The following is a 17,407-nucleotide window of genomic DNA, read 5'->3' as shown; positions in this document are numbered from 1 at the left end:
CATTTCCAATGAATGCAAAAACTGCTTTTGCCGCAGCGTCGAATCGAACAGTTTCTGCCCGGCACGCGATAAGCATAAGTCTTGAGCGTGCCCGAGAGAGGAAGGAAGGCCTTACCATGCACGCCCAGTTGTCCGACACGCACGAACCGACCGCGCCAAAGCGCTGGTACGGACATCTCTATGTGCAAGTGCTCGTCGCCATCGCGGCGGGCGTGACGCTGGGCCACTTCGCCCCGGCCACGGGTGAGGCGCTGAAGCCGCTTGGCGATGCCTTCATCAAGCTGGTGAAGATGGTGATCGCGCCGGTCATTTTCCTGACCATCGTCACCGGCATCGCCTCCATGCGCGACTTGCGCTCGGTCGGCCGGGTGGCGGGCAAGGCGTTCGGCTATTTCTTCTTCTTCTCTACCCTGGCGCTGATCGTCGGGCTGGCCGTCGCGAACGTGGTTCGCCCCGGGCAGGGCCTGAACATCGATCCCGCCACGCTCGATGCCTCGAAGGTCGCACTTTACTCCGAGAAGGCACACGAAACGTCGATCACCGGGTTCCTGATGGAAATGATCCCGGACACATTCCTCTCCTCCATGACCCAGGGTAATATCCTTCAGGTCCTGGTGATCGCCATTCTCTTCGGCATTGCGCTGGCCATGCTGGGCGACCGCGGTGCGCGTCCGCTTTCGCTGCTGGAAGACGTGTCGCTGGTGTTCTTCAAGCTGGTCTCGATCGTCATGAAGGCCGCGCCGATCGGTGCTTTCGGCGCCATGGCCTTCACCATCGGCAAGTACGGCGTCGGCAGCCTTGCCAACCTCGTTGGCCTCGTCGCGACTTTCTACCTGACTTCGGCGCTCTTCGTGGTGGTGGTGCTGGGCGTGGTCGCGCGGCTGGCAGGCTTCTCGATCTTCTCGCTGATTTCCTACCTCAAGGCCGAACTGCTGCTGGTGCTGGGCACGTCTTCCTCGGAAAGCGCGCTGCCTTCGTTGATGGAGAAGATGGAGCGCGCCGGCTGCCCCAAGAGCATCGTCGGCCTCGTCGTTCCCACCGGCTACAGCTTCAATCTCGACGGCACCAATATCTACATGACGCTGGCGGCGCTGTTCATCGCGCAGGCCTGCAACGTGGAACTGACGCTGGGCCAGCAAGTGCTGCTGCTGGGCGTGGCCATGCTCTCGTCCAAGGGTGCGGCGGGCGTCACCGGCGCGGGCTTCATCACCCTGGCCGCCACACTGTCGATCGTGCCTTCGGTGCCGGTCGCGGGGATGGCGCTGATCCTGGGCGTCGACCGCTTCATGTCGGAATGCCGCAGCCTCACCAACTTCATCGGCAATGCCGTGGCGACGGTGGTGGTCTCGCGCTGGGAAGGCCAGCTCGACACCGAGCGGTTCAAGGCCGTGCTCGCCAATCGCGAGCCCGCTGCCACCGCGAGCCCCGCGCTCGTCTGACCCGAGATTGTTTGGGGCCGGTGCCGCTCTGAAAATGCCCCGCGGGCATTTTTCAAACGGACACTGACCCTCGGGGCTGCGGCCCCGCACAGGAATCATCCTTATGAAGACCGGTCTTCCGCGGCTGCTTGCCGCCACCCTTTGCTGCGCCCCGGCTCCGGCGCTTTTCGCAGCCCCCACCGCTGCACTGGCAGACGAGGCGAAAGCCCCGATCTACCCGGTTTCCTCCAATGGCGACGGCGCCGTCACTAACGGCTACAGCATCTCCCGCTGGGCCGAGGACTGGCGGTCGATGGCCGATACCAAGAAGCGCGACGACTTTCTCGACCGGCTCAAGTTCCTGCCCCTGAACGAGACCGGAGACATCTACGTCACGCTTTCGGGCGAACTGCGCCTGCGGGTCAACCAGACCACCAATCCCAACTTGCGCGAGGCCGAGGCCCAGCGGCAGGACATCAGCCGCATGGTGGTGGGCGCCGACGTTCATGTCGGCCCGCATTTGCGCTTCTACGGGGAACTGGCCCATGCCGGCCTCGCGGGCGAGAACATCGGCACGCCCGCCACCAACATGAGCAACGGCCTCGTCGCCCAGCAGTATTTCGCGGAGGCCAATGGACGGCTGGCAGGGCTGGACGTGGGCATCCGCTATGGGCGGCAGGAGTTCGTGGACGGACCCAACCTGCTGACTTCGCAGCGCGACAACAACACCATCCACTACACGCTCAACGGCGTGCGCGCCTGGGCGCGCGGCAAGGCGGTGCGTGCGGACGTCTTCGACTTGCGCCCCACCGCTTATGGCGAGGACGGCATCGGCGACGACAAGAGCGATCCGGAGCGCCGCTTTTCCGGCGTGACGCTGGGTTATGCCGTGCCGAAGACGTTCCTGGGCGATTCAAAGCTTTTCGTGGATCCCTTCCTCTGGCGGCGCCGTAACGGCGTGGGTACCTGGGGAGGGCGGATCGGCCCGGCCACGCGCTATTACGGCGGGGTCCACGTCTACGGCGATGCCGGGCCGATCAACCTCGACTGGACGGTGAACCACCAATGGGGCGAATTCATCGACCAGAAGATCAACGCCTGGCAGGTGCTGCTGGCGCAGTCTTACCGGCTGGGGGCGTCGAAGTCCGCGCCGCGGATCGGGCTCAGCGCGGACTATGCCAGCGGCGGGGGCGGCTATGGCGACGGCAAGCTGCGCGATGCCTACTCGCCTTTCGGCAACAACGTCTATTTCAGCTACCAGCTCTACCTGACGCCCAGCAACTTGCGCGCCATCGCGCCCACTTTCAGCTTCACGCCGCTGAAGAACGTGAAAGTGAATGCCGAATACCGCTTCGCCTGGCGTGACAGTGTCACCGATGCGGTCTATCGGGCCAACGGCCAACCCTTTGCCGGCACCCAGAACGGCCGGGCGCGCAAGATCGCCGAACTCGCCCGCTTGCAGGCGGTCTGGCAGATCTCGCCCCGCGTCTCGTTCACTGGGCGCTACGAGCATCTCGAAGCCGGCCCCGCGCTGACCGATGCGGGATACCGCAGCTCCGATTTCCTGGCGGGCTGGCTGAGTCTGCGTTTCTAGGGCGAAATTCGCCCTGGATCATTGGTTTGAAGCATTTTTTCGAGTCGTCAGGCGGCCTGCCTGACCTGAAAATGCTGTGAAGGAAAGGTCGTCGATGTCTCCCACCCGTCACGCTGCCGCCCGTGCGCTGCTTTCCGATCCCCTGACCAACAAGGGGACCGCTTTCACCGCCGAGGAGCGTGACGAGTTCGGCCTTCATGGCCTGCTGCCGCCCCATGTCGGCACGCTGGACAGCCAGATCGAGCGCCGCCGCAAGGCGCTGGAGGAAAAGGAAAGCGACTTCCAGCGCTACGCTTTCCTGCGCGAGCTTCAGGATTCCAACGAAGTGCTGTTCCATGCGCTGGTCCAGAGCGACCTGCCGCGCATGCTGCCGCTGGTCTATACACCCACCGTGGGCGAGGGCTGCGAGCGCTTCAGCGAGATCTGGCGCCGCCCGCGCGGCCTGTTCCTGAGCTACCCCAACAAGGACCGCATTTCCGACATCCTGGCCGACCCCGCCTATGACCGGGTCAAAGTGATCGTCGTCAGCGACGGCGAACGCATTCTCGGCCTGGGAGACCAGGGCGCGGGCGGCATGGGCATCCCCATCGGCAAGCTGGCGCTCTACACCGCCTGCGCCGGCATCCACCCTTCCGAAGTCCTGCCGATCCTGCTCGACCTCGGCACCGACAACCACGCGCGCCGCGAAGACCCGCTCTACGTGGGCTGGCGTGCCGGGCGCGTCCGGGGGAAGGACTACGACGACTTCGTCGAGGCTTTCGTCAGCGCCGTGGATGACCGCTTCCCCGGCGTCCTGCTCCAGTGGGAGGATTTCGCGGGCAAGAACGCCTACGATCTCCTGGTCCGCTATCGAGACCGGCTGCTCAGCTTCAACGACGACATCCAGGGCACCGCCGCCACGGCCGTCGGCACGCTTCTGGCAGCGATCGGCAGGACCGGCGTGCCGCTGACCGAGCAGCGCGTCGTGCTCTTCGGCGCGGGCGCGGCTGGCAGCGGCGTGGCGGAGATGCTGGTCCAGGCCATGGTCGCCGAAGGTCTCGACGACAGGTCCGCGCGCGCCCGGATCTGGGCGGTCGACAGGGACGGGTTGATCCTTTCCGACGTGCCCCGCCTGCCGCCGCAGCAGCTTCGCCTTGCCCGCGATCCGGCAGAGATCGCAGGCTGGAACGTCAGCGGCCAGAACATGATCTCGCTTCAGGAAGTGGTCGCCAATGTCCACCCGACCGTGCTGATCGGCACATCGGGCCAGAAAGCGGCCTTCGATGAGCGCACCGTCCGCACCATGGCCGAAAACGTCGAGCGCCCGGTGATCTTCCCGCTGTCGAACCCCATCTCGCGCGCCGAAGCCCATCCCGCGGACATCCTGGAGTGGACCGGCGGCAAGGCGCTCGTCGGCACCGGCAGTCCCTTCGGCACGCCGGGCGTCACGCAAGTCAACAATGTCTATGTCTTCCCCGGTGTCGGCCTTGGCGCGCTGGCGAGCGGGGCGACCGCGATCAGCGACGGCATGTTCATGGTTGCCGCGCGCCGCCTGGGCGAACTGAGCCGCGCCGATCACGACGGCCTGCTGCCCGCCGTGACCGAGCTTCGCGGCGTCGCACTGGAAATCGCCGTCGTGGTGGCGGCCCAGGCACAGGCCGAGGGTCTCGCCACGGCCGAGCCGGATGCGCTGACGCGGGAAAGCATTGCCGCCAGCATGTGGCAGGCCCAATACGCCTGAACGGCCACTAGCCCGAGAAGGAACACGACATGACCCCGGCAAGCGAAGCTCTCAAGGTCGGCCTCCTCGGGTACGGCTATGCCGGGGCCACGTTTCACGCTCCTCTGATCGGCGCGGTGGAAGGGCTGGAACTGGTCGGCGTCACCAGCCGGAGTGCCGACAAGGTCCTGGCCGCGTTCCCCGGTGCAACGGTGCATGCCGACCCCGCGGCCCTGCTGGGCGATGCAGAACTCGATCTGGTGGTTGTGGCCACACCCAACGATACGCACTTCCCGCTGGCCCAGGCCGCCTTGCGCGCGGGCAAGAACGTCGTCGTCGACAAACCCTTCACGCTCGACATGGCCGAGGCCCGCGCGCTGATCGCCTTGGCCGAAGAGACCGGCCGCCAGCTCACCGTGTTCCACAATCGCCGCTGGGACAGCGATTTTCGCAGCATCTGCAAGGCCATCGAAGAGGGCCTTCTCGGCGAAGTCTCCCACCTCGAAAGCCACTTCGACCGCTTCCGCCCGCAAGTGCGTGACCGTTGGCGCGAGAACGATGGACCGGGCGCCGGCATCTGGTTCGATCTGGGGCCTCATCTCGTCGACCAGGCGCTGCTGCTGCTGGGCTTGCCAGACCGGGTCACGGCTTCTCTGGCACTCCAGCGCGAAGGCGCACGCAGCGCCGACTGGGCCCATGTGGTGCTGGAGTTCGGCGCGAAGCGGGCGGTTCTTCATGCCTCGATGCTGGTGGCGGGCGGCGTGCCGCGTTTCATCGTCCACGGAACCGGGGGCAGCGCCGTCAAGCAGGGCATGGACGTGCAGGAGAGCCAGTTGCTCTCCGGCATGGCGCCTGGCGCCGAAGGGTGGGGCGAGGACCCCGATCCGCTCGTGCTTTACAATGGCGAAGGACAGGCGAGCCGTCTTCCAGCCGAGCCCGGCGACCAGCGCGCGTTCTATCGCCTGGTGGGAGAAGCGGCGCGGGGCAGGGCGGCCAATCCGGTGCCGCCGATCCAGTCGCTCGCGGTCATGGCCGTGATCGAGGCGGCCGAGCGATCTGCCGCGGAAGGACGCAGCATGGAGCTGCCGCTGACCGAAGCCGAGCGCGCGGCCTGGACGGCAAGCCGGGCCGGGTGAGCCTGTCCTGGTCGTGAGAGCAGCTAAAGAACCCACCTCTCGGGTCCTTCGCCGCCGTCATCCCGAACCCGTTTCGCGCAAGTAGCCCAAACGAAAACGGGCCGCCCTTTCGGACGGCCCGTTTCTCATTTCCCTGCAGCCGAAGCTCAGCCCGCGGGCAGGAGCTTGCGGTCGCTGGCGATGCGGTTCATCGCCTTCTGCAGCTTCTCGAAAGCGCGCACCTCGATCTGGCGGACGCGCTCGCGGCTGACGTGATAGACCTGGCTCAGCTCTTCGAGCGTCTTGGGGTCTTCGGTCAGGCGGCGTTCCATCAGGATGTCACGCTCCCGCTCGTTGAGGCCGTCCATGGCCTCCACCAGCATGGCGTGGCGCACGGTGGCTTCTTCGGCGTCGGCAACGGTTTCGTCCTGAAGCGGGCGTTCGTCCGCCAGGATGTCCTGCCACTGTCCTTCGCCTTCCTCGCGCAAAGAGACGTTCAGCGACGCATCGCCGCCCATCATCATGCGCCGGTTCATGTTGACCACTTCCTGCTGGGAAACCCCGAGCGTGGTAGCGATCTTGGCGACATCGTCCGGATGAAGATCCGAATCCTCGTAAGCATCGAGGTTCTTCTTCATGCGGCGAAGGTTGAAGAACAGCTTCTTCTGCGCGGCCGTGGTGCCCATCTTCACGAGCGACCACGAACGCAGGATGTACTCTTGAATCGAAGCCTTGATCCACCACATAGCATAAGTGGCGAGGCGGAAGCCCCGATCGGGTTCGAACTTCTTCACGCCCTGCATGAGGCCGATGTTGCCTTCGGAGATGAGTTCCGAGACTGGCAGGCCATAGCCGCGGTAACCCATGGCGATCTTCGCAACGAGGCGAAGATGGCTGGTGACCAGCTGGCCGGCTGCCGCCGGATCCTCATGCTCCTTGTAGCGCTTGGCGAGCATGTATTCCTGCTCGGGCGCGAGAAGCGGGAACTTGCGGATCTCGGACAGGTAACGGTTGAGGCTCTGCTCACCGCCCAGTGCCGGCACCGCCGGGAGATTACGTTCCTTGCTCACAATATCCGTCCTTTCCGGTCGGCCCGCGGTCGAAGACCCTTGCGAGGCGTCTTAGCTTGCGGCCACCTGTTCAAGATAGCACAATTATCCGATTTCAGTTTCGCAGTTCATCGATCAGCGTCTGCATGTCGTCGGGCAGCGGACTGATGAAATGGACTCTCTCTCCAGTAACGGGATGGACGAAGCCGAGTTCCGCGGCATGAAGAGCCTGACGGACGAAGCCGAGTCGCTGGAGGATCGGACGAATCGCAGTTGGGGTACGACCATATACAGGGTCTCCCAATAGCGAATGCCCGATTGACGACATGTGAACGCGCACCTGATGCGTCCTTCCGGTTTCCAGCCGGCACTCCACGAGCGATGCGTTCTTCAGCGTTTCCAGTGTCTTGTAATGGGTGACGGCATGCTTGCCGCGCCCGTCCTCCACCAGGGCCATCTTCTTGCGGTTGACACTCGACCGGGCGATGGCGCCGCGCACCGTTCCCGCGATCGGGATGGGGCGCCCGGACACGACGGCCCGGTAGGCGCGTGCGATCGAATGGTCGGCGAACTGCGCGGCCAGGCCCTCATGCGCCTTGTCGGTCTTGGCGACGACGAGCAGGCCGGACGTGTCCTTGTCGATTCGATGGACGATTCCCGGCCGCGCCACGCCGCCGATGCCGGAAAGCTGGCCGCGGCAGTGATGGAGCAGGGCGTTGACCAGGGTTCCGTCGAGATTGCCCGCCGCCGGATGCACGACGAGACCGGCCGGCTTGTCGACGATGACGAGATACTCATCCTCGAACACGATGTTCAGCGGAATGTCCTGCGCGGCCGCCTCTGCGGGTGCGGCTTCGGGCACGTCGATCGCGAAGGCCGTGCCGCCCGCCACCTTGAGCGAGGCCTGCGAGACCGGCTTGCCGCTCAGCGTTATGCGCCCTTCGCACATCAGCGCCTTGACGCGTTCGCGCGAAAGTCCGCTGGCCTCTGCCAGCGCCTTGTCCAGACGGCCGCCCGCGCTGCCGATGAACCCTTCGATGATGTTTTCGTAAGCCCCCATTGCCTGTAGGATTTGGGGATGAATGTCGAAGTGACAAGTGAGCTGATCGCAAGATTGCATGCAGAATCTTTACGTGCCCATCCGGAGGAATGCTGCGGCATCCTGCTGGGCACGCGGGAAAATGACGGCGAGCGGATCGCGGGCGTGATTCCCGCCGCCAACGTCGCCGCGGAGCCTGCGCGCCATTTCGAGATCGACCCCCGCGCCCTGCTGGCCGCACACCGCGCCGCGCGGCAGGGCGGACCGCAAGTTATCGGCTATTACCACTCTCACCCCAACGGCGATCCCGTGCCTTCCGCCACGGACTGCGAACATTCCACCGGGGATTTGCGCGTTTGGGCGATCATAGCCGACGGGCAGGTTGCTTTCTGGCGCGATACCGGGAAAGGATTTGCGGCCGTCACGAGCCGTATTGTCGAATGATCCTTCGCAACGGCCTGAACTCGAATGATTACTGCAAAGGGAAGTCCCCGTTCCATGACCACAAGCTCGCTCGAACTTGCCAGCCTGCTTTGTTCGCGCCTGTGCCATGACATGCTCAGTCCCGTTGGTGCGCTGACCAACGGGCTGGAGCTGCTCGCGGACGAGAAGGACCCCGAAATGCGCCAGCGCTGCTTCGAGCTGCTGGACCAGAGCGCGCGGATTTCGGCTGACAAGCTGAAGTTCTTCCGCCTGGCCTTCGGCGCTGCGGGCGGCTTTGGCGACATGGTTCCCGTCACCGAGGCGCGCGCCCTGATCGATGCGCTGGTGGCCAACAACGCCCGCATCGTGCTGAACTGGGCGCTCGCCAGCGATATGCTGCCCAAGCCGGCGGTGAAGACGCTGCTCAACTTCGGCCTGATCGGCATCGAGGCGCTGCCGCGCGGCGGCACGCTGGATCTCGCGGCGGAATTCCGCGACGGCATGAGCGAGATCGTCGTGCGTGCGGCCGGCCCGCGCATCGCTTTCGACCGCGACATCGGCCGCGCCCTCGAAGGCGCGCTGCCGGAAGGCGACTTGTCGAGCCGCACCGCGCCGGCCGCGATGATCCAGCAACTTGCCCATGCCCAGGGCGGCAAGCTGCAATATGCCCTGGCCGACGACGCGCTGGTGCTCGGCGCCGTGCTGCCCGGCGCGTGAAGGCCTGAACGGAGAAGGGCGGAAGGAAGACGATGAACCGCTGGCTTGTCAATTCCATCGTCAAGTCGCCCAACTTCAATGAGCGCAAGTTGCCGATCTCGATGGTCGTGCTGCATTATACCGGCATGAAATCCGCCGCCGAGGCGTTGGAGCGGATGTGCGATCCCGAGGCGGAAGTCTCGGCGCACTACATGATCGACGAGGCGGGCGCGGTGACTTCGCTCGTCCCCGAGGAAAAGCGGGCCTGGCATGCCGGGCGCTCCTACTGGCGGGGCGTTACCGACGTGAATTCGGCCTCGATCGGCATCGAGCTGGTCAATCCCGGGCACGAATGGGGCTATCGTCCCTTTCCCGAAGCGCAGATGGAAGCCTTGCTCCCGCTGCTGGCCGATATCGTCAAGCGCAACCACATTCCGCGCGGCAACGTCGTCGGCCATTCCGACATTGCCCCGGCCCGCAAGCAGGATCCCGGCGAGTTCTTCGACTGGGCCAGGCTGGGCGACCTGGGGCTGGCGCTGAAGATCCCGCTCGCGAAGATGAACTTGTTCTACGACAATCCGGGCGCCTTCTATCTCGCCCTTGAACGGTTCGGCTACGACATTTCCGACGGCCGCGCCGCGGTCACGGCTTTCCAGCGCCGCTGGCGGCCCGAACTGATCGACGGCCAGATCGATGGAGAAATCGGCGCGATTCTCTTGGAACTGCTGTTGGAGCAGGGCAGCGGCCGTGCTAGGTGACCGCTCGCACCGGGGGGCCGGGCAGCCGCGGGCGTCTTCTGACGCGCGAGGAAAGTCCGGGCTCCACGAAACAAGGGTGGCGGGTAACGCCCGCCGGGCGAGTCGGGTTTTCAGGCCCGGCGAAGCTTAGGGAAAGTGCCACAGAGAGCAGACCGCCTCGCCAACAGGGTTCGTCCCTCGCGGCAGGTAAGGGTGAAAGGGTGCGGTAAGAGCGCACCGCGCTTCCGGTAACGGAAAGCGGCATGGCAAACCCCACTCGGAGCAAGACCGAATAGGGGCTGCGCGCCGTCTTTGAACGGCGGGTTCGTTTCGGACCCAGGCAGCCCGGGTTGGTCGCTTGAGCGGCGCAGCAATGCGTCGCCTAGAGGAATGGCTGCCGCCGCGGCGTAAGGTCCCTCCTTGGGGAGACCACGCCAGGTACAAAACCCGGCTTACAGGCTCCCCGGTGCATTTCCATGACAACGCGCGATGCCGGACCGCCGCGCCCGCTTTGTCTAACCGCTCAGGCGGGTGCTTCCGCAGCGACCTGGACCGTGATCCCATCCTCGCTCTCGCAGGCCTGGATGAACCAGCGCTCGCTGCCCTGGAGCCCGATGGCGGTGAGGCGGCCGTGCATGTAGGCTCCGGTGTCGATACCCACGCGGTTGCCCCGGATCTCCGGTTCCTGCGTGATCGTATGCCCATGGATGACGAAGCCGCCGAATTCCCCATTGTGGCTGAGGAACGGTTCGCGGATCCAGCGGCAGTCGTGCCCCAGCTGGTTTTCCAGCGGCGTTTCAGGCCGGACGCCGGCATGGACGAAGACATAGTCGCCCACGCGGATCATCTTCTGGAACCCGTCGATGAAGTCGAAATCGTCCTGCGGGATGGCTTCCATCGCCGCGCGCTGCAGTTCGTCGAGTTCGGCATCCATCACGAATTGCGGATCCATGCCATAAGACAGGATGGTCTCGCGGCCGCCGAATTTCAGGAAGCTGCGAAAGGCGTCCAGCTTGTCGCGGGAGACGAGCAGCATTTCCTCGTGATTGCCCTGGATGAATTCGACATCGCGTTCGCGCGCCCATTGCCGGGCGCGGGCCAGCACGCCGGCACTGTCCGGTCCGCGGTCGATCAGGTCGCCGAGCAGGATGACCAGGCTATGCGCGCTGTTTCGTTGGGCGTCATCGCGCTCGATCGCCTCTATCAGGCGCTCGAACAGGTCCAGTCGGCCGTGGATGTCGCCGATCGCATAGATGCGCTGTCCAATGGGCAGTTGGGGAAGGCGGGCGCTGGGAGCGCGGCCGAGGAGGTTTCTGATCTTCGCGAGCATTGCGTTGGCGGCGACTATAGGAAACGCGGCTCATGCCCACAAGCACAACGCGGCCTTCGTCATACGCATTAAGCCGAGGCGTGCCGGCTTCGCGGGTAGTGGCCCAAAATCCACACAAGGTTTCCCGAATGTTTCTGGAATGAGATTTTTCTTGTTCCCATCTTGGGTGCGGTGCAGCAATATTGTGCAGCTGCAATCGCCTTCAAGACAGAAAGGCGATGCGGCAAAGCAGGCTGGGACGAGACACCCCAAGAAGAATTCAGTGAGGGAATGACCATGTTTATGTCCGTCCGCGGCGCTTTCGCCGCCACTCTGCTCGCATCCAGTGCAATCGCAGCAACTCCGGCTTTCGCTGACGAGGCCGATGCGCCTTCCGAAGTGACCGTGACCGGCAACGTCGCGCTGACCAGCGATTACCGCTTCCGCGGCGTCTCGCTCTCCGGTGGCGATCTGGCCGTCCAGGGCGGCATCACCGTCTCCCACAAGAGCGGTTTCTACGCCAGCATCTGGTCCTCCTCGCTTCACAGCAGCGAAGTGGACGTGGATGGCGACGGTGTGGGCGACGGATCGGTCTATGGCGACCAGGAACTCGATCTCATCGGCGGCTGGACGGGCGAAGTGACCTCGGGCCTGACGCTTGACGCCGGGCTGCTCTATTACGTCTATCCCAGTGGCAAGATCGGCGACGCGAACTATTGGGAACCCTACGCCTCGATCAGCGGGCAGGTCGGACCGGCCAAGCTGAAGCTGGGCCTTGCCTATGACTGGAAGCAGAAGGGCCTGCTCGACAACAACGGCAGCAAGTCGGACAACCTCTACGTCTACGGCAATGTCGACGTTGCCATTCCGAACACGCCCGTCACCGTTTCCGGCCACCTCGGCTATACCGACGGCGTCCTTTCGCCCTGCTACTATTGCACGGACACCCGGACGTTCAACGACAAGACCGGCATCGACTATTCGATCGGCGCCTCGATGACGCTGTTTGGCCCGCTTTCCGCCAGCATCAGCTATGTCGGCGTCAGCGGCGTCTCGGTCGACAGCTATACGGACGACACCGTGGTGGGCACGCTTACTGCCTCGTTCTGATCGACAAGCGTTTTGCAGGAGGACCCGCCCGGAGCGATCCGGGCGGGGCTTGCCCCTACTTGAGATAGAAGTCCACGGTCGTGACCACGCGCACCTTCTTGTAGGGCGTATCGGACACGCCCCAGCCACCACCCGAATCGCCGTCGCGCGCTTCGATGGTGAAATAGCCCTGGGTCGCGCTCTTGATGGCGCCGACCTGGGCGCCGCTGTCCTGCGCGAACTGTTCGGCAGCCGCCCGTGCATCGCGGGTAGCAGCAGCGACCATCGGCGGCTTGATGTCGTTGAGGCGGGTGAAAGTGAAGGCCATGCCCGAACCTTCCTCCAGGATGACCCCGCGCCGCACCAGTTCGAACTGACGCCTCACCGCCGATTGCGCGCGCTTCACGTCCTGCGTGCGCAAGGTGACGCGCTGGCGGACAGTGAAAGTGACGACGCCATTGTCCTTGCTCTGCTGCACGTTGGCCCCGGTCGGCTGCAGCGCATCGGCAGGGAATCCGAGTTCGCGGAAGAACGTCTCTATCGCCCGCGTATCGTTCTCGACGCCCGATTGCGCCGTCGAAAGGTCGCCGGCGGAAGCGGAATAGGCGATCGTCCAGGTCGCAAGGTCGGCCGTGACGTCGCGCTCCGCCAGCCCGCGAACCGTCACCGAGCGATCCGCCCGGTGCGCGCGCTTCACGCCGTCGCCAAGGAGATAGCCGCCGGCCACCAGCCCGATGGCCAGGATCGTGGAGGCGGCCAGCCAGCCCCTGACGACAGGATCGCGTAATAAGGAGGTGGAGTGGCGAGGGTCGGATGGGCTAGTGTCAGGCATCGCGGCTTCTCCCTGAAGTCTCGCGGAGCATGGCCGAACAGGTGTGTATCCGCGATGAACCGTTTTTCATATGCGATAAGTTGAAGGAATCTCCGTGACCAAGTACCTCCACACCATGATCCGCGTGACCGATCCGGACGCGACGATCCGCTTCTTCGAATTGATCGGCCTGCAGGAAACCCGCCGCTTTTCGAGTGAGCAGGGCCGGTTCACGCTGATCTATCTTGCCGTGCCGGGCGAGGAGTCCGAAGTGGAGCTGACCTATAACTGGCCGGCCGAGGACGGCTCGTTCGAGCAGTACGAGGGCGGCCGCAATTTCGGCCATCTCGCCTTCCAGGTCGATGATATCTACGCGACCTGCCAGACGCTGGCCGATGCCGGCGTGACGATCAACCGCCCGCCGCGCGATGGCCACATGGCCTTCATCCGTACGCCGGACGGCATTTCGGTCGAGCTGCTGCAGGACGGCCGTCTCGATCCCGCCGAGCCCTGGGCATCGATGCCGAACATCGGCAGCTGGTAAACCCGACCCCGCCGGGTGCGGGCTACGCTCGCTCAGTGCATTGGGCAACGCCCGGCGGCTTTTCGGACGGGTTCCCGAAAAGTTAGTTAACTTTGTGAAATAGACGCTTGTTCATTGGTGTGCCGCTGGCGCCGGACATACCTCCCGCCCCGCAACGGAAGTCTTGGGAATCGGTTGGCGACAGTGCCTCCGACAGCCGGGACAGGGATTAATTCCGATCTCCAGCGGGGGCTAACATGGGATTGGTTGAACTTGTTCGGCAGGCGCTTTCAGGCCTGCTTATGATCGAGCAGGAGCTTTTGCTCTTCGCCGGTTTCTGGGTGCTCATCGGCACTCTCGACGAAGTGGCGGTCGATTGCTGCTGGCTATGGTTCCGCATGACGGGGCGGGCACGGACGCAGCGCATCACGGGCGACGCTGCCCGCGCGCCGCTGCGGGGCAAGGCGGCGATCTTCATTGCCGCCTGGCAGGAAGACCAGGTGATCGGCCATACGATCCGCCATGCCTTGTCCGCCTGGCGGCAGGACGATTTCACGCTCTATGTCGGTTGCTACGGCAACGATGCCGCCACTGTCGGCGCAGCGATGGAGGGCGCGGGCACGGACGCGCGCGTTCGGGCGATCATCCATGAACGCGCCGGACCCACCACCAAGGCGGATTGTCTGAACCGGCTCTACCGCGCGCTTTGCGACGATGAACGCCAGAGCGGCCGGGCCTATCGCTGCGTCATTCTTCACGACGCCGAAGACATGGTCCATGCTGCCGAATTGGCCGTGGTCGATGCCGGTCTGGCTTCGGCGGACTTCGTGCAGATTCCGGTACGGCCGGAGCCGCAGGCGGCATCGCGCTGGGTGGGCGGCCACTATCTCGACGAGTTCACCGAAGCTCATACCAAGTCGCTGGTCGTCCGCGATGCCTTGGGGGCGGCGATTCCGGCAGCAGGAGTAGGCTGCGGATTCGGCCGCGACATGCTGGAGCGGATCGCGCAAGGCCGCCTGGCCGAAGGCAATCCGGGCCCGTTCGCGGCGGAATGTCTCACCGAGGATTACGAACTGGGCGTTCTGGTATCGCGCGAAGGCGGGCGCTCTCGCTTCCTTCGCGTGCGGGACGAGCAAGGGGAACTCGTCGCGACGCGGGCCTATTTCCCGGCCCGGTTCCGCGAATCGATCCGGCAGAAGACGCGCTGGATCCACGGCATCGCCTTCCAGAGCTGGGAAAGGCTTGGCTGGGAAGGCAGTTCGGCGGATACCTGGATGGCGCTCCGCGACCGGCGCGGGCCTCTCACCGCAATCGTACTCGCCAGCAGCTACGCCCTCATCCTGGTCGAGGGCATCCTGGGGGTTCCGCGGATCCTGGGCTGGGAAACCGCCACGAAGCCGCCGCCGATGCTGGCCTGGATGATCGCGGTCGGTCTGTTCAGCCTGGTGTGGCGCAGCGTGGTGCGCGCCGCACTCACGACCCGCGAATATGGGGTTGCCGAAGGTTTCCGCGCCATCTTGCGCATTCCGGTGGCCAATTACATCGCGATCATGGCCGGGCGTGATGCCTTGGCCTCCTACATCCGCACGCTGAGGGGCGGCGAGGTCACCTGGGACAAGACCCGGCACGATGCGCACCCGGCCTCGCTTGGCGGAGTGGCGGCAGCATGAGCCTGACACAGCCCTTTCGCGGACAGCCGCTCGTGGCCTTGCTGGCAGTGCTGGCAGGCTGGATGGGCGGCCGGATTTCAACCTGGCAAAGTCCTTTGCCGATCGAGGCGGACATCGTTCATGCTTCTCCGGTCGCAACCGGCGGGGGACAAGGCCTCGCTGGCAACGGCAGCGATGATGCCCTTGAAGGCCCCCTGTCGCCGCCCGGCTCGGGGCTCTATCCGCCCCTGGAATACCTGGCGATGGAGCGGGGCATGGCCGGGCCGGGTTATGCCATGCCGGCAAGGACGAGCCAGCCCTATCCCGTATTCGTGCGCGTGCCGGTATGGGTGAACGGCCCGGGTTACGGAGTAGCGAGTCGGGCGCCGGCGGCTTTTCCTCCGAGTCAGGATCTCCCGATGCAGTATGGGATAAGCGGCCTGCCCGGCGAGCCGGAGTGGAGCGCGCGTGGCTTCGATGTCACGCCGGCCCGTTTCGTGTCCGGCACGGCAGCAGGGTCGCGCATGCCTTCGGGCCTGCCGCCACTATGGCAGCTTGCGGCCCAGCCGGGTCCGCCATCGAGCGTAACCCCTGTCGCGGGACCGAGGCCGTTCCCCAAGCGCTGGTCCGGAGATTCCTGGGCGCTGCTTCGGCATAATGGAGCAGGAGGGATCACCAACGGCGCGCTGCCGGCGACCTATGGTGCCAGCCAGACCGGCGCGGTGCTGCGCTATCGCCTGTCGCTGGACGATCCGCGGCGCCTCACGGGCTACATGCGCACGACCACGACGCTTAGTTCGGTCATGCGCGAAACCGCCGGCGCGCTGGGCTTTTCCGCCCGGCCTTTCCCGAAGCTGCCGGTCATCGCCGCACTCGAGGCCAGATTGACGGAGCAGGGGGGCGCGCACCGTTTCCAGCCGGCGGCCATGGCTATCACCGAGCTTCCGCCATTTCCTTTGCCGCAAGGCTGGCGGGGGGAGGCCTACGGGCAGGCGGGCTATGTCGGCGGCACGTTCGCAACGCCTTTTGCTGACGGACAGTTTCGCGCCGACCACGGGCTGTTCTCGGTAGGGCGCCTGGAAGGACGCCTGGGCGGAGGCGCCTGGGGCGGCGTGCAAAAAGGTGCCGGACGGCTCGATGCCGGACCGAGCGCGACGTTTGCCGTGCCGCTGGGACGCGGGGCATTCGGAAGGGTTGCCGTCGACTGGCGGTTCCGGATCGCCGGCGATGCCGATCCCGGCTCGGGGCCTGCCGTCACTCTATCCGCAGGTTTCTGATTCCCGGCTTTCCTAGCGGCGGATGCTGCGGTAGCGAGAGGGGTGGAATGGATGTCTACCTCCCCATAGCCAACCTCTCCGTCAACGGTCTCATCATCGTTGGCCTGGGGGCGATCACCGGCCTGCTTTCGGGCATGTTCGGCGTGGGCGGCGGCTTCCTCACCACGCCGTTGATGATCTTCTACGGGATCCCGCCGACCGTGGCCGCCGCTTCCGCGGCCAGCCAGGTGACCGGCGCCAGCGTCTCCGGCGTGTTCGCGCATACCCGGCGGGGCGGGGTGGATTACCACATGGGCACGGTCATGGTGGCCGGCGGCATCATCGGCACCGGCATCGGCGCGGCGCTGTTCAGCCTGCTGCAGCGGCTGGGGCAGATCGATACGGTCATCAATATCCTCTACGTGCTGATGCTCGGCTCGATCGGCGGACTGATGGCCAAGGAGAGCATCCAGACGATCCGTGCGGAGCGATCCGGGGTGCCCATCGCGGCCCGCAAGCGCCGCCATCACCCGATGGTCGCCAGCCTGCCGCTGCGCTGGCGCTTCTACCGCTCCGGGCTTTACATCTCGCCGCTTGCCCCGTTGTTGCTCGGCATGGGCACCGGCATCCTGACGATGCTGATGGGCGTGGGCGGCGGCTTCATCCTCGTGCCGGCGATGCTCTATATCCTCGGCATGAGTGCCAATGTCGTGGTCGGCACTTCGCTCTACCAGATCCTGTTCGTCACCATGGCGACGACGATGATGCATTCGATGACCACCCATGCGGTCGACATCGTGCTTGCCTCGCTGCTGCTGCTGGGATCCGTCACGGGCGCGCAACTCGGCGCGCAATTCGCCCAGAAGGCGAGCCCGGTGAAGCTGCGCCTCGTCCTGGCGATCATCGTGCTGCTGGTCGCGGGGCGCATGGCGATCGGGCTGGGCTATCGTCCGGACGAGATATACACGGTCGCCCCGCTGTGAAGCGCGGGCTGGCCCCG

General features: G+C 65.2%; 16 protein-coding genes and 1 other RNA gene. 13 read left to right on the top strand and 4 right to left on the bottom strand.

What is annotated here, in order from left to right; translation table 11 throughout:
- The first annotated feature begins 116 nt into the window (after nucleotides 1–116).
- The 4 genes from EDF57_RS04265 (at nucleotide 117) to EDF57_RS04250 (ending at nucleotide 5,847) form a co-directional block, all read left to right on the top strand.
- Nucleotides 117–1,439: a dicarboxylate/amino acid:cation symporter gene (locus tag EDF57_RS04265; RefSeq protein WP_132263481.1), complete on the top strand. Its 1,323-nt coding sequence runs from the start codon at nucleotides 117–119 to the stop codon at nucleotides 1,437–1,439.
- Nucleotides 1,440–1,542: 103 nt separating this feature from the next.
- Nucleotides 1,543–3,012 carry an alginate export family protein gene (locus EDF57_RS04260; protein ID WP_134093179.1) on the top strand — a complete coding sequence of 490 codons (1,470 nt, stop codon included), beginning with the start codon at nucleotides 1,543–1,545 and terminating at the stop codon, nucleotides 3,010–3,012.
- 94 nt (nucleotides 3,013–3,106) lie between these two features.
- On the top strand, nucleotides 3,107–4,732 hold the full coding sequence (locus EDF57_RS04255; RefSeq protein ID WP_134093178.1) for an NAD-dependent malic enzyme: 1,626 nt from the start codon (nucleotides 3,107–3,109) through the stop codon (nucleotides 4,730–4,732).
- 29 nt (nucleotides 4,733–4,761) lie between these two features.
- Entirely contained in the window at nucleotides 4,762–5,847 is a 1,086-nt protein-coding gene (locus EDF57_RS04250; protein WP_134093177.1) for an oxidoreductase, read from the top strand.
- A gap of 146 nt (nucleotides 5,848–5,993) precedes the next feature.
- On the opposite strand, the gene rpoH is transcribed toward EDF57_RS04250, so the two are convergent.
- Together rpoH and EDF57_RS04240 are read right to left on the bottom strand one after the other, a co-directional pair.
- Nucleotides 5,994–6,896, bottom strand: a complete 903-nt coding sequence (gene rpoH, locus EDF57_RS04245) for an RNA polymerase sigma factor RpoH (RefSeq protein WP_132263473.1) — start codon at nucleotides 6,894–6,896, stop codon at nucleotides 5,994–5,996.
- Between the two features lie 94 nt (nucleotides 6,897–6,990).
- On the bottom strand, nucleotides 6,991–7,935 hold the full coding sequence (locus EDF57_RS04240) for an RluA family pseudouridine synthase (RefSeq protein WP_134093176.1): 945 nt from the start codon (nucleotides 7,933–7,935) through the stop codon (nucleotides 6,991–6,993).
- Nucleotides 7,936–7,953: 18 nt separating this feature from the next.
- Between EDF57_RS04240 and EDF57_RS04235 the strand changes: the two genes are divergently transcribed.
- The 4 genes from EDF57_RS04235 (at nucleotide 7,954) to rnpB (ending at nucleotide 10,241) form a co-directional block, all read left to right on the top strand.
- A complete protein-coding gene (locus EDF57_RS04235; RefSeq protein ID WP_134093175.1) occupies nucleotides 7,954–8,358 on the top strand; it encodes a M67 family metallopeptidase in 405 nt (134 codons plus the stop codon).
- A gap of 54 nt (nucleotides 8,359–8,412) precedes the next feature.
- Nucleotides 8,413–9,054: a histidine phosphotransferase family protein gene (locus tag EDF57_RS04230; protein WP_132263467.1), complete on the top strand. Its 642-nt coding sequence runs from the start codon at nucleotides 8,413–8,415 to the stop codon at nucleotides 9,052–9,054.
- A gap of 32 nt (nucleotides 9,055–9,086) precedes the next feature.
- Nucleotides 9,087–9,791, top strand: coding sequence for an N-acetylmuramoyl-L-alanine amidase (locus EDF57_RS04225; RefSeq protein ID WP_132263465.1), 705 nt, complete (start codon nucleotides 9,087–9,089; stop codon nucleotides 9,789–9,791).
- 9 nt (nucleotides 9,792–9,800) lie between these two features.
- Nucleotides 9,801–10,241, top strand: an RNA gene (gene rnpB / locus EDF57_RS04220) — RNase P RNA component class A.
- A gap of 52 nt (nucleotides 10,242–10,293) precedes the next feature.
- Here rnpB and EDF57_RS04215 read toward each other — a convergent pair.
- A complete protein-coding gene (locus EDF57_RS04215) occupies nucleotides 10,294–11,100 on the bottom strand; it encodes a metallophosphoesterase (protein WP_134093174.1) in 807 nt (268 codons plus the stop codon).
- Nucleotides 11,101–11,376: 276 nt separating this feature from the next.
- Between EDF57_RS04215 and EDF57_RS04210 the strand changes: the two genes are divergently transcribed.
- Nucleotides 11,377–12,189 carry a TorF family putative porin gene (locus tag EDF57_RS04210; RefSeq protein ID WP_134093173.1) on the top strand — a complete coding sequence of 271 codons (813 nt, stop codon included), beginning with the start codon at nucleotides 11,377–11,379 and terminating at the stop codon, nucleotides 12,187–12,189.
- Nucleotides 12,190–12,244: 55 nt separating this feature from the next.
- Here EDF57_RS04210 and EDF57_RS04205 read toward each other — a convergent pair whose 3' ends face one another.
- Nucleotides 12,245–13,000, bottom strand: a complete 756-nt coding sequence (locus EDF57_RS04205) for an SIMPL domain-containing protein (protein ID WP_134093172.1) — start codon at nucleotides 12,998–13,000, stop codon at nucleotides 12,245–12,247.
- A 94-nt stretch (nucleotides 13,001–13,094) separates the two neighbouring features.
- On the opposite strand from EDF57_RS04205, the gene EDF57_RS04200 reads away from it, so the two are divergent.
- The 4 genes from EDF57_RS04200 to EDF57_RS04185 all read left to right on the top strand — a co-directional run bounded on the left by EDF57_RS04200 (nucleotide 13,095) and on the right by EDF57_RS04185 (nucleotide 17,390).
- Nucleotides 13,095–13,523: a VOC family protein gene (locus EDF57_RS04200; protein ID WP_132263458.1), complete on the top strand. Its 429-nt coding sequence runs from the start codon at nucleotides 13,095–13,097 to the stop codon at nucleotides 13,521–13,523.
- Between the two features lie 236 nt (nucleotides 13,524–13,759).
- Nucleotides 13,760–15,172, top strand: a complete 1,413-nt coding sequence (locus EDF57_RS04195; protein ID WP_134093171.1) for a glycosyl transferase family protein — start codon at nucleotides 13,760–13,762, stop codon at nucleotides 15,170–15,172.
- Entirely contained in the window at nucleotides 15,169–16,428 is a 1,260-nt protein-coding gene (locus EDF57_RS04190; RefSeq protein WP_134093170.1) for a hypothetical protein, read from the top strand. The genes EDF57_RS04195 and EDF57_RS04190 overlap by 4 nt, the downstream gene beginning before the upstream one ends.
- Before the next feature lie 47 nt (nucleotides 16,429–16,475).
- Nucleotides 16,476–17,390, top strand: coding sequence for a sulfite exporter TauE/SafE family protein (locus EDF57_RS04185; protein ID WP_132263452.1), 915 nt, complete (start codon nucleotides 16,476–16,478; stop codon nucleotides 17,388–17,390).
- Nucleotides 17,391–17,407: the final 17 nt, after the last annotated feature.

The organism is Novosphingobium sp. PhB55, assembly GCF_004368805.1.
In the GTDB taxonomy this organism is placed as follows: domain Bacteria; phylum Pseudomonadota; class Alphaproteobacteria; order Sphingomonadales; family Sphingomonadaceae; genus Novosphingobium.
The sequence above is the reverse complement of the archived record's forward strand: the minus strand, read 5'-3'. Positions and strand labels throughout refer to the sequence as shown.

Coding starts and splice junctions, on each gene's coding strand:
- EDF57_RS04225 (WP_132263465.1), top strand. CDS start 9,087: ATGAACCGCTGGCTTGTCAATTCCATCGTCAAGTCGCCCAACTTCAAT.
- EDF57_RS04190 (WP_134093170.1), top strand. CDS start 15,169: ATGAGCCTGACACAGCCCTTTCGCGGACAGCCGCTCGTGGCCTTGCTG.
- EDF57_RS04255 (WP_134093178.1), top strand. CDS start 3,107: ATGTCTCCCACCCGTCACGCTGCCGCCCGTGCGCTGCTTTCCGATCCC.
- EDF57_RS04250 (WP_134093177.1), top strand. CDS start 4,762: ATGACCCCGGCAAGCGAAGCTCTCAAGGTCGGCCTCCTCGGGTACGGC.
- EDF57_RS04235 (WP_134093175.1), top strand. CDS start 7,954: ATGAATGTCGAAGTGACAAGTGAGCTGATCGCAAGATTGCATGCAGAA.
- EDF57_RS04215 (WP_134093174.1), bottom strand. CDS start 11,100: ATGCTCGCGAAGATCAGAAACCTCCTCGGCCGCGCTCCCAGCGCCCGC.
- EDF57_RS04240 (WP_134093176.1), bottom strand. CDS start 7,935: ATGGGGGCTTACGAAAACATCATCGAAGGGTTCATCGGCAGCGCGGGC.
- EDF57_RS04195 (WP_134093171.1), top strand. CDS start 13,760: ATGGGATTGGTTGAACTTGTTCGGCAGGCGCTTTCAGGCCTGCTTATG.
- EDF57_RS04230 (WP_132263467.1), top strand. CDS start 8,413: ATGACCACAAGCTCGCTCGAACTTGCCAGCCTGCTTTGTTCGCGCCTG.
- EDF57_RS04260 (WP_134093179.1), top strand. CDS start 1,543: ATGAAGACCGGTCTTCCGCGGCTGCTTGCCGCCACCCTTTGCTGCGCC.
- EDF57_RS04265 (WP_132263481.1), top strand. CDS start 117: ATGCACGCCCAGTTGTCCGACACGCACGAACCGACCGCGCCAAAGCGC.
- EDF57_RS04210 (WP_134093173.1), top strand. CDS start 11,377: ATGTTTATGTCCGTCCGCGGCGCTTTCGCCGCCACTCTGCTCGCATCC.
- EDF57_RS04185 (WP_132263452.1), top strand. CDS start 16,476: ATGGATGTCTACCTCCCCATAGCCAACCTCTCCGTCAACGGTCTCATC.
- EDF57_RS04205 (WP_134093172.1), bottom strand. CDS start 13,000: ATGCCTGACACTAGCCCATCCGACCCTCGCCACTCCACCTCCTTATTA.